Consider the following 9,840-nt stretch of genomic DNA (forward strand, 5'->3'; position numbering starts at 1 on the left):
AGGACTTTGAAACCCGCCAGAATGGAGTCTCTCAAGTATTCCACTTCTGTGTTACATCGATTTAAAAGGCAACAACCATTTCTACATCAATGTGCCTTGAATTGAAAAACCTGAGAGACTCTGAACTAACCAGATATTTAATGAGATTGGTATTATTTGTGCTATCTATATAAGCCATTAAATTATATGGTATTTAATGGCTTGTATTTTTTTATTCTGATATAAATCTATTTACTCTTTTGTTCTAACAAGGCTGCGCGTTAAGCTATGCATAAATAAGTGATGTGAGCAGCGTGATGAAGTTAGTTAAAATAGATAAAAGCCAATACCGTTCGGTTAACAATCAGGTGCAAATTGGCTTAGTGATCATATTAGTCATTTTGTCGTTGGTATTTGGTCAGTTAATGATTTACTTCTTTGGCGTTAAGCCTATACCTGGCGCAGAATCAACCGGTAATTTTCATCTCAATTTTACTGGGGTTATTCTGGCACTAATGGTGTGCAGTTTACTGATCCGCAATTTGCGTACAAAACCGAAATTTTACGAAGTTTATTATGTGTGGCAACTTAAGCAACTACAAAACAAGATTTTTCGGAAACTGAAAGCTGTACAGCAAGCCGCTAAAAGCAATAATCACGATGCCTTGGTTATTTTAACATTTTATTACCAAAGTTTGGCGCTTGTGTATGAGTTAGACAATAACACTTTAACGATGTCGAATGTAAATAATGAACTCAACAAGCTGCAACAGTCTATTGAATCTGCAGGTTTTTCTATTGATGAGGATGAGTTTACCCCAGACATGTTACAAGCCTTTTAGCACAATTATTTTATTGCTTAAATAAGGATCTATGATGTCTATACTGACAGACATTCCTTTTTCATTACTTGAACTTGCGCCGATGCGTCAAGATTCAACCGTATCTGAAACCCTACAAGACAGTTTACGCTATGCTCAACATGCTGAAAGCTTAGGTGTAAACCGTTTTTGGCTTGCTGAACACCACAACATGCCGGGTATTATTTGCTCTGCCACTTCGATTTTAATTGGTTACATTGCTGGTGGTACAAAGCGTATTCGTGTTGGTGCGGGGGGGATAATGTTACCCAACCATCAGCCGTTGGTGGTGGCAGAGCAATTTGGTACGTTAGCCAGCTTGTACCCTGATCGAATTGATTTAGGCTTAGGCCGCGCACCAGGGAGCGATCCGGTGACCAGTTTAGCGCTCAACCGTGATAACAAACGGGCAGAACATTTTCCTGATGAGGTGAGTGAGTTACAGTTGTTACTTGGCCCGCGTGAACAGCGCCAATTAGGCAGTGCAAAAGCGGTGCGAGCAATCCCCGGCGAAGATACCAATGTACCTATTTGGTTATTAGGTTCTAGTTTATTCAGTGCGAAATTAGCAGCCCAACGGGGGTTACCTTATGTGTTTGCTGGCCATTTTGCGCCGCGTTTCTTGTCTGAGGCCATTGCTCTTTATCGCCGAGAGTTTACTCCCTCAGCGGTGTTAACTCAGCCCTATGTAATGGTTGGTTTGCCTCTGGTTGCCGCGCCAACAGATGCAGAAGCCCAACACCTTAGTACCACCTCAAAACAGCGTATTTTAGCGTTAATTCGAGGTCAAGAAATGTGGCTTAAACCACCTATTGATAGTATGGATGGCTTGTGGAGCGAACAAGAGAAAAACTATGTAGATAGCTTTTTAAGTTTATCGATTTGTGGCGGGCCAGCAACAATCAAACATCGTTTAGAGGTGTTTGTAGAGCAACTTGGGGTAGACGAGTTGATGTTTACTAATGACTTGTATGACAAAGAGCACCGTTTACGCGCCTTGGATATTTTAATGAGTGTGAAGCAATAAAACTGTCGGTATTACATCCAGTAAAGGTGTCATAAAGCACTCACCATTTGTGAGTGCTTTTTTATACCATTACAAAAAGTGTAATGTGGGTGGGAATGATTTTTAACATAATCATCGCGGTTTGGATTGCCTTGTAATGTTAAATAAATTGATTCATATTAAGTTAATCAATGACTACACGGAATGTTGCCAATGCCTATGTTGAGCTTTAATCGTTTATGCCAACACAATTTTGTCTTGCTAGTATGTACTGTTTTACTTAGCGCTTGCTCTGCTAATTCGGTAAGTAACCAACATGCTTCCCGCTTACCCCAGTTTAATCATGCTTTAATTCATTCCGATTTCAGCGAAAATGTACCTGAAATTGCCAGTTTGACTTATCTCTCAGAAGCACAGCGAGAAGAATTAGCTGCGTTTATCGCCAGAGATAACATCAAAGCACTCCCTAATCGTATAAAAGTGACTCAGTTTATTAACCATAAAATGACTAATTTCAATTATGAAGGAAAAAACTATACCAGTACCGAATCATGGAGTAATCAGTCTGGCAATTGCATGGCATTGGCATTATTGACCTATTCAGTGGCAAAAGAATTGAATGTATATCCGGTATTTCAAGTGGTTCATGCACCACCAATATTGACCAATATTACCTCAGATATTTTAGTCACATCAGATCATGTGCGGACTTTTTTGTATGATGAAAAACCGAGCGGGCATTTTTTAAGTGATAGTGTTGCTTCTGTTATTGATTATTTTCCGGATCGCTTTGATCGCACCGGTGCTATCATCTCAGAACCTGAATTTTTAGCGATGTTTTATCGTAATTTAGCGGCAGATGCCATGCTAGCAAAGCAGTATGAGTTTACTTTTATGTTACTTGAGAAAGGGCTATCGTTAGCGCCTAGTTATGATGCTTTGATCAATATGATGGCCATTACTCATCGCCGGTTAGGTGACGAACAGACAGCCGAAAAACTCTACCAACATGCCCTGAATATTAAGCCGAATTCCTTGGCAGTATTAAGTAATTACCGCTTATTACTGGAATTACAAAGCCGAATTGCTGAAGCAGAAAAGATCGACCAATACTTGTTGTCGCTTGAGTCGAGCAACCCATACAGCTACTACAGTTTGGGTATTGAGGCATTGGAATTCAAAGACTATAAAACCACCGTCATCTTCTTAGAAAAGTTTATCGATAACGCGCCTTATTTCCATCCGGCTTATTTTGCGCTAGCCAGAGCTCAATTGGGTCTAGGTAATACAAAAAAGGCTCAGAAAATATTAAAAAAAGCGATTGAACTAACTGATATGCCAGGCAGTAAAAAGCACTATTTAGCCAAATTAGATATGTTAAAAAAAGTGTCTGATTAAGTGTTGATGCTTTATCAAACAGTCGTTGTTTACCACGATGATGACCTTTGAAATCAACATAGAAAAACCAAGACTGTTGTCTTGGTTTTTGTTTTATATAGCAGTAAGTAATAACGTTAAATTGCTTGGCCATTAACCGTTAGTTTAACATCAATATTGCCACGTACTGCGTTTGAGTATGGGCAAACTTGATGAGCGGTTTTAACTAGTTTTTCCGCTTCTGCTTGGTCTAGTTCAAGCTCAACAGCAAGTGCAACGGTTAGTGCAAAACCACCGTTCTCATTGGCACCAATGCCTACCGTCGCGGTTGTGGGAGCAGATTTTATCGCCACTTTAGTTTGACTCGCAACATGCAGGATAGCGTTAGAGAAACACGCCGAATAACCCGCTGCAAACAGCTGTTCTGGGTTGGTAAACTCACCACTTCCGCCCATTTCTTTTGGGTAACTCAATTGTAAATCGACTTTTTTATCGTCGGTAGATACTTGACCATTACGGCCTGCTAATGCTGTTGCTGAAGTGGTATATAGTGCTTTCATCGTAAACCCTATGTCAAAGTAAGATAATTTAAGTTGTGTGCAATTCAATTGTGTTCACTATATCTAAACATAAAATGGTTTGCAACTATATTGTGCACAATTTAATTTAATTTAATTTGATTCGATTCAATCATACGGCTACTTTTTATTAAGCATAAGTGGAACCGATAAGTGTGTTGCGGCAAAAAGAGGCTTGTCATGCTTTTGTCACTGTTATGTCATTCTTTACTTTCACAATAGCCGCTCATTGACCTCTTAGGCTGTGATCATCATGGCCAGGTACTCACAATAACAATAGGGATAGAATATGAAACGGTTTGTGACCCGTCGTGACTTTTTAGCAATGTCAGCCAAAGGCGTTGGAGCGGTAGTCGTGTCTTACGGTTTAATGGGTTGTAATAACGATGACGATAATGTTATTTCTGGTCAGTTTTTACAAGGTGTTGCCAGTGGAGACCCTGCTGCGGATGCCGTCATCCTATGGACTCGCGTAACACCTGATATGGAAGGTGACATTACCGTTTCATGGGAGGTTGCGACTGATAGCAGTTTTAGCCAATTAGTGACTAATGGGCATACCGTAACTAATCAGGACCGTGATTACACGGTTAAAGTTGATGCGGTTGGGTTAACGGCAGGTCAGCAATATTTTTATCGTTTTAAAGCTGGTGATACGTTATCTGAAGTTGGGCAAACGCGCACATTACCAGAGGGCAGTGTTGCCGCCGTAAAATTAGCGGTCATGTCATGCGCTAACTTTCCTGCGGGGTATTTTAATGTGTATGAATTAGCGGCACAGCAAGATGACCTTGATGCCGTGGTGCACTTGGGCGATTACTTATATGAATATGCTCGTGGTGAATATGCCAGCGAGCACGCCGCAGAATTAGACCGTGAAGTGCTGCCTGAAGGCGAGTTGTTTTTACTTGAAGATTATCGTACCCGTTACAGCCAATATCGTAGCGATGCGAGCTTACAAAAGCTGCATGCTAAAGTGCCATTTATTACCGTGTGGGATGATCATGAAGTGGCCAACGATACATGGAGAGAGGGTGCTGAAAATCATAATGACGGTGAAGGCGATTTTGACCAACGTAAAGATGCTGCACTACAAGCGTACTTCGAATGGTTGCCTATTCGCCCTTGGAGCGAAGGTAACCATGACGAAATTTACAGAAGCTTTAGTTATGGTAACTTGGTTGATTTACACATGCTCGATACACGAGTTCTAGCACGTGATAAACAATTAGAATATGCCGACTACATTGATCCAACAACGGGTGAATTTGACAGCCCAACATTTTCGGCCGATGTCACCGACACTCATCGTACCTTGTTAGGGCAACCTCAATTATTGTGGCTACAACAGTCCTTATTGCAATCAACTGCTAAGTGGCAGGTATTAGGGCAGCAGGTTTTGATGGGTAAAATGCTCATGCCAGCAGCGATAGCGACCCAGCAAATGAGTATTCCGCAATTTGCAGAGCTCGCCAGATTAGCCCAATTAGCAGGTCGTGCTCAAGCCAATGATCCAACATTAACCGCAGACGAGTTAGCTTACTTACAAGCTAATCAAGCTAAGCTCACCGCTGAGGTTATCACACTGCTACAGTTGCCAGCTATTCCATACAACTTAGATGCTTGGGATGGTTATGCTTATGAACGTGAAGTGATTTATGCGACAGCAAAATCGTTAAATCATAACTTAGTGGTGATAGCTGGTGATACTCATAATGCATGGGCGAGCGATTTAACCGATAGCGACGGAGATGTTGTTGGGGTTGAATTTGCCACCAGCTCTGTATCATCACCTGGACTCGAGTATTATTTAGGATTGTCTGACGCTGAAATGCCCGCGACAGAAGCGGCTATTGTTGATTTGGTTACGGATCTTAAATACACCAATATGAAGGACCGAGGTTATCTACTACTGACATTGACTCAAGACGAAGTCCGTTGTGATTGGCAATTTGTTGATACTATCTTAGATAAATCTTTTACCCGTTTAGATGCTCGAGGTCATAGCGCATTAAGTGTCGCGGGGAGCCCAAAAGTTACGTCGGTGTTGTAATAATCCATTGATGTGAATTCGCCGATACCATGCAGCCACCGTAAAGGTGGCTGAATGATTTATATATAATCAAATCATTAACGTTAATCTATAGTCAATACCACGATTTTTAATGGATGATTGTCATCAAATGCGGGAAAGTCTGGGTGGCAGTCTAACCACTGGCTAGCCGTGACTTTACGGCCTTGCTTTTCAACGCAACGAAGTAGACTGTCATACCATGTTTGGCGATCTACTTTAGCGACATTATTACAACAGACAATTTTACCGCCTACTTTTGTTGCTAATACTGCTGGTTTAAACAAGCCTTGATAATCATTCACTAAATCGACAATACCGAATGCACTTTTCGCAAAACGGGGTGGGTCTAAAAACACTAAGTCGAATTGAGTTGGGCGCAGTTTTGGATATTTAGGCAGTTTTTGATTACGACGACCACCAATGGGCAAACCCGCTAATTGACGCAGTGCCGGAAACGCATCACTTTGCACAAATTCACACACATCGGTGACATTGTTTAGCTCGGCATTTTTATGCCCTGCAGCCAGTGCAAATGATGAAAAGTCGACATTCATTACTCTACGAGCACCGCCCATCGCCGCTGCAGTACCAATACCACAGGTGTATGAAAACAGATTTAATACCGTTTTACCTTGGCTGTTAGCGCGCATGTATTCGCGGCCAATTCGCATGTCTAAAAACAGTAATGGGTCTTGCCCTTCATGGCGAAGCTTTGATGTGAACGCGATGCCATTTTCATGGATCTCTTGTTCTGATTGCGCATAGTCTTGGGCTTCATTTTCGGCATGATTGACCACACGAGAATGGCTGCCAGAGCGATCGTTATAAACGATATGATAGTCCGCATGAGCAGTCAGTAGGCTTGATATGTCTTCAAGTTGCTGTGTGGACAAGCTTTGATGAAAAGTTTGAATAAGCCAGGCATCACCATAACGGTCAATATTAAGGCCATTTTCACCTTCAACAGTGCCATGGAATACGCGATAACAATCAGTATTATCCTGTCTTGCTTGCTCAAAAAAAGTGGCACGCTTGGTTAATGCATTGGCTAAAACAGATTGAATCGACATGGGGGCTCGTTAAATGGTGTGGCAATTGGCGCGGAGTATAGCAAACATTCTAGCTTAGTGAAGTTGCTGCACAGACTATTAGGTGTCGCAATTAATCTGCTCGATGCACTTTAAATGTTTTGTCGGCAATCATTTTGCCATTTAACTCCAGTGTCATCCGCCAGTTCCCGACTTTATTGCCAATTGGTGCCTAGATGCAATCGCCCAGATAAAAGCGCCAATCATTTCTTTGATAGATACCCAATCAACCTGACGATGCATGTTTTAGAACTTCACCGTGTTTTCAATACTAGGCGTGGTAATGCGGTACCTTATAAATTAGCGCAACAACGTAGTGGGAACGCGGCGAAACACCCAAAGGGCAAGTTTTACACGCGTTTATGCTGCGTTATCGATTTTGGAAAGGGATAACCATTACCAGTCATAAATTCCTTGCCTAAACGCATGTAAATTCTTGCTGAGATCGAGCATATTCAGGTCGATTGGGTATGAACCTCGCTCAAATGGCGGGCGAATATGGCCATCATCATCTGGAATATCGGGATGATATATGCAATAAGTGAGTACTTGGTTTTTGGCTTTTTTGATCCGAGTAATAAAGCCTAATTCGGTGTCGATAATTGCGGGCATATAAACGCTTGCCTGTAACAAACGCGGCAAGTCATCGCTTTGATTGTCCCATTGACTGAATATACCGCTGTAAATAATGCTTACATCGGCTTTTAACTTACTCAAATCTTATCCTTTGGTGTTATCTTTTAGGTATTTAATTGCGGCTTGCAGCGCAAAATCATAACCTTGCGCACCAAGGCCGCAAATCACCCCAAGGGCTTTATCAGAAAAATACGAATGATGCCTAAATGGTTCGCGGGCATGTACGTTTGATAAGTGTACTTCAATAAACGGAATGGCTACGCCGAGTATTGCATCACGCAAAGCGACACTCGTGTGGGTAAAAGCGGCTGGGTTGATAATAATAAACTGTGCATCGGTAGCGTGAATCGCATCAATAAGCTGGTGTTCAGCATTTGACTGAATATGTTCTAAGGTCACGCCAACGTTGTTAGCCGTTTCAGTGAGGTCACTCACTATGGTGGCTAAGGTTTGATGGCCATAATGCCCAGGCTCACGACGACCAAGCAAATTAAGATTAGGGCCGTTAATGACTAAAATTTTGGCTATGCTACTCATGATTCTTCCTGTGTGGTGGGCAATAAACTAAACACCTTCATTCTTACTGAAGATGACCGTTTGGTAAACCTTAAAATCTTCAGCTACCTAGGAAAATTAATAGTCTGACTTATTTTGACGCATGGCTTTGGTGGCACCACGTTGTTTTTTTGTTTCAATACGTCGCGTTTGGCTGCCTTTTGTCGCTCGAGTGGGTATACGGGCTTTTTGTACAATACCAACACTTTTTACTAATTCGATAAATTGCTCTAATGCGGTTTGGCGATTAAAATCTTGGCTACGAGATTGCTGACACTTAATGATGATTTTTCCGCTTTTAGTAATACGGTGGTCAGCTTTGGCTAATAGCTTTTGTTGATAAAATTCAGGCAAAGACGATGAAGCAATATCAAAGCTGAGCTGGGCGGCGGTCGACACTTTATTGACATTCTGACCACCAGCACCACTTGAACGGACAAACTGCCATTCAATTTCATTGTCTTGCAATATGACGCGTTGAGTAATTTGTATCATTTGATTGTGATGGCCCCTTAAATAACGGTCATAAACCGATAACGCTGCTTACTGTTTTTAAAGCGGCATGTTTGTGTTGTGAGTCTATTCTACCGCAGTCTAGGAAAATTTTCAGGGTTGTCTGCTGTGGAACGGAACGCGAGAAGGGGGGAATGTTACTGAGGTTATGGAACTAAAAAGCCTGACTGGTCACAGGTTTATTAGATATTTAATGAAAAAACTAGAATAGTTTTGTTATCATGTGCGCCATTGTCGCTTTACACGATAACATCACCGTATAAAGTCTGTTCTATGGCCTCGTTAGAGGGCCGGAGTTGCCGTTATGTTATGTCAAATCCCTGATATTACCAAAGGTGTCATTAGCTTATTTGTCAGTGGCCGTTTATCGGCACAAGATTATCGTACCCGTTTACAACCCGCCATTAAGAGTTATCGTAAAGATTGGGATCAAGTGTGTCTTTATATCGAAGCGGATGTGTTATTAGAAGGCTGGGAATTTGGCTCACTAACTGGTAGCGGAGAAGTTCAATTACCCGCGTTTGATGCGTTAGTGTTTGTAGGCGGCCCAGATTGGGTGGGTAATGCTGTAAGGCTAATGGGCCCCTTTATGCAGGGCGAAATAGCATGGTTTCCGTTAGAACGTAAACAAGATGCGGTAACTTGGATAGCCAAGCGTTCGCAGTGTTAGTCTTGATGGATTATGGTTCTTGAAAAACGCCCAAATTATTAACAAAGGATAACTTATTTATGTTTTTATCAAAATTATTGGCTGCATCAAGCGCGTTATTGTTAACCCTTAGCTTAACGGCATGTGCGCCAGAAGTGGGTAGCGATGCTTGGTGTAAGCAAATGAAAGAAAGAGAAAGCGGTGATTGGACTGCCAATGAAGTTGCCGATTACGCAAAGCATTGCGTATTTAAATAAGTTTATATAACACAAGTTGGCTAATCATAGGGTGTGTTTAATTAAAACACCCTAATGGAGTATTGCTGTGTAGCTTATATCTCACCAAGTAATTTAATACCTAATACCAATCCCATTAAATATCTGGTCAGTTCAGAGTCCCTCAGGTTTTTCAATTCAAGGCACATTGATGTAGAAATGGTTGTTGCCTTTTAAATCGATGTAACACAGAAGTGGAATACCTGAGAGACTCCATTCTGGCGGGTTTCAAAGTCCTTTATGCTTCGTT

At 41.6% G+C, this 9,840-nt stretch carries 12 protein-coding genes; 6 read left to right on the forward strand and 6 right to left on the reverse strand.

What is annotated here, in order from left to right; genetic code table 11:
• The first annotated feature begins 296 nt into the window (after positions 1–296).
• From ACWXWT_RS18515 to ACWXWT_RS18525, 3 genes are all read left to right on the forward strand, one after another.
• Positions 297–821 carry a DUF3087 domain-containing protein gene (locus tag ACWXWT_RS18515; protein WP_456043053.1) on the forward strand — a complete coding sequence of 175 codons (525 nt, stop codon included), beginning with the start codon at positions 297–299 and terminating at the stop codon, positions 819–821.
• Between the two features lie 34 nt (positions 822–855).
• Entirely contained in the window at positions 856–1,866 is a 1,011-nt protein-coding gene (locus tag ACWXWT_RS18520) for an LLM class flavin-dependent oxidoreductase (RefSeq protein WP_456043054.1), read from the forward strand.
• Between the two features lie 192 nt (positions 1,867–2,058).
• Complete coding sequence (locus ACWXWT_RS18525) at positions 2,059–3,243, forward strand: tetratricopeptide repeat protein (RefSeq protein WP_456043055.1); 1,185 nt, start codon at positions 2,059–2,061, stop codon at positions 3,241–3,243.
• Between the two features lie 116 nt (positions 3,244–3,359).
• Here the strand turns inward: ACWXWT_RS18525 and ACWXWT_RS18530 are convergent, their stop codons facing one another.
• Complete coding sequence (locus ACWXWT_RS18530; protein WP_456043056.1) at positions 3,360–3,782, reverse strand: organic hydroperoxide resistance protein; 423 nt, start codon at positions 3,780–3,782, stop codon at positions 3,360–3,362.
• Positions 3,783–4,089: 307 nt separating this feature from the next.
• Here ACWXWT_RS18530 and ACWXWT_RS18535 point away from each other — a divergent pair, with 307 nt between their 5' ends.
• Entirely contained in the window at positions 4,090–5,853 is a 1,764-nt protein-coding gene (locus ACWXWT_RS18535; protein ID WP_456043057.1) for an alkaline phosphatase D family protein, read from the forward strand.
• A gap of 83 nt (positions 5,854–5,936) precedes the next feature.
• Here the strand turns inward: ACWXWT_RS18535 and ACWXWT_RS18540 are convergent, their stop codons facing one another.
• The 5 genes from ACWXWT_RS18540 to arfB form a co-directional block, all read right to left on the reverse strand.
• On the reverse strand, positions 5,937–6,944 hold the full coding sequence (locus ACWXWT_RS18540) for a class I SAM-dependent rRNA methyltransferase (RefSeq protein WP_456043058.1): 1,008 nt from the start codon (positions 6,942–6,944) through the stop codon (positions 5,937–5,939).
• Between the two features lie 91 nt (positions 6,945–7,035).
• The gene (locus ACWXWT_RS18545) at positions 7,036–7,128 is read right to left on the reverse strand and encodes a DUF3859 domain-containing protein (protein ID WP_456043063.1); all 93 of its coding nucleotides are present in this window, start codon (positions 7,126–7,128) and stop codon (positions 7,036–7,038) included.
• 230 nt (positions 7,129–7,358) lie between these two features.
• Positions 7,359–7,679, reverse strand: coding sequence for a DUF3859 domain-containing protein (locus tag ACWXWT_RS18550; protein WP_456043059.1), 321 nt, complete (start codon positions 7,677–7,679; stop codon positions 7,359–7,361).
• 3 nt (positions 7,680–7,682) lie between these two features.
• Complete coding sequence (aroQ, locus tag ACWXWT_RS18555; RefSeq protein ID WP_456043060.1) at positions 7,683–8,135, reverse strand: type II 3-dehydroquinate dehydratase; 453 nt, start codon at positions 8,133–8,135, stop codon at positions 7,683–7,685.
• Positions 8,136–8,231: 96 nt separating this feature from the next.
• Positions 8,232–8,648 (reverse strand): alternative ribosome rescue aminoacyl-tRNA hydrolase ArfB, encoded by a 417-nt coding sequence (arfB, locus tag ACWXWT_RS18560; protein ID WP_350431851.1) that lies wholly within the window; start codon positions 8,646–8,648, stop codon positions 8,232–8,234.
• Between the two features lie 322 nt (positions 8,649–8,970).
• Here arfB and ACWXWT_RS18565 point away from each other — a divergent pair, with 322 nt between their 5' ends.
• Complete coding sequence (locus ACWXWT_RS18565; protein ID WP_456043061.1) at positions 8,971–9,336, forward strand: STAS/SEC14 domain-containing protein; 366 nt, start codon at positions 8,971–8,973, stop codon at positions 9,334–9,336.
• Between the two features lie 59 nt (positions 9,337–9,395).
• Positions 9,396–9,572 (forward strand): DUF3012 domain-containing protein, encoded by a 177-nt coding sequence (locus ACWXWT_RS18570; protein ID WP_456043062.1) that lies wholly within the window; start codon positions 9,396–9,398, stop codon positions 9,570–9,572.
• Positions 9,573–9,840: the final 268 nt, after the last annotated feature.

The organism is Shewanella sp. A22, assembly GCF_053850585.1.

Bases quoted from the DNA above. Each gene is read 5' to 3' on its own strand.
- ACWXWT_RS18565 (WP_456043061.1), top strand. From the start codon at position 8,971: ATGTTATGTCAAATCCCTGATATTACCAAAGGTGTCATTAGCTTATTT.
- arfB (WP_350431851.1), bottom strand. From the start codon at position 8,648: ATGATACAAATTACTCAACGCGTCATATTGCAAGACAATGAAATTGAA.
- ACWXWT_RS18540 (WP_456043058.1), bottom strand. From the start codon at position 6,944: ATGTCGATTCAATCTGTTTTAGCCAATGCATTAACCAAGCGTGCCACT.
- ACWXWT_RS18520 (WP_456043054.1), top strand. From the start codon at position 856: ATGTCTATACTGACAGACATTCCTTTTTCATTACTTGAACTTGCGCCG.
- ACWXWT_RS18530 (WP_456043056.1), bottom strand. From the start codon at position 3,782: ATGAAAGCACTATATACCACTTCAGCAACAGCATTAGCAGGCCGTAAT.
- ACWXWT_RS18535 (WP_456043057.1), top strand. From the start codon at position 4,090: ATGAAACGGTTTGTGACCCGTCGTGACTTTTTAGCAATGTCAGCCAAA.
- ACWXWT_RS18515 (WP_456043053.1), top strand. From the start codon at position 297: ATGAAGTTAGTTAAAATAGATAAAAGCCAATACCGTTCGGTTAACAAT.
- aroQ (WP_456043060.1), bottom strand. From the start codon at position 8,135: ATGAGTAGCATAGCCAAAATTTTAGTCATTAACGGCCCTAATCTTAAT.
- ACWXWT_RS18525 (WP_456043055.1), top strand. From the start codon at position 2,059: ATGCCTATGTTGAGCTTTAATCGTTTATGCCAACACAATTTTGTCTTG.
- ACWXWT_RS18570 (WP_456043062.1), top strand. From the start codon at position 9,396: ATGTTTTTATCAAAATTATTGGCTGCATCAAGCGCGTTATTGTTAACC.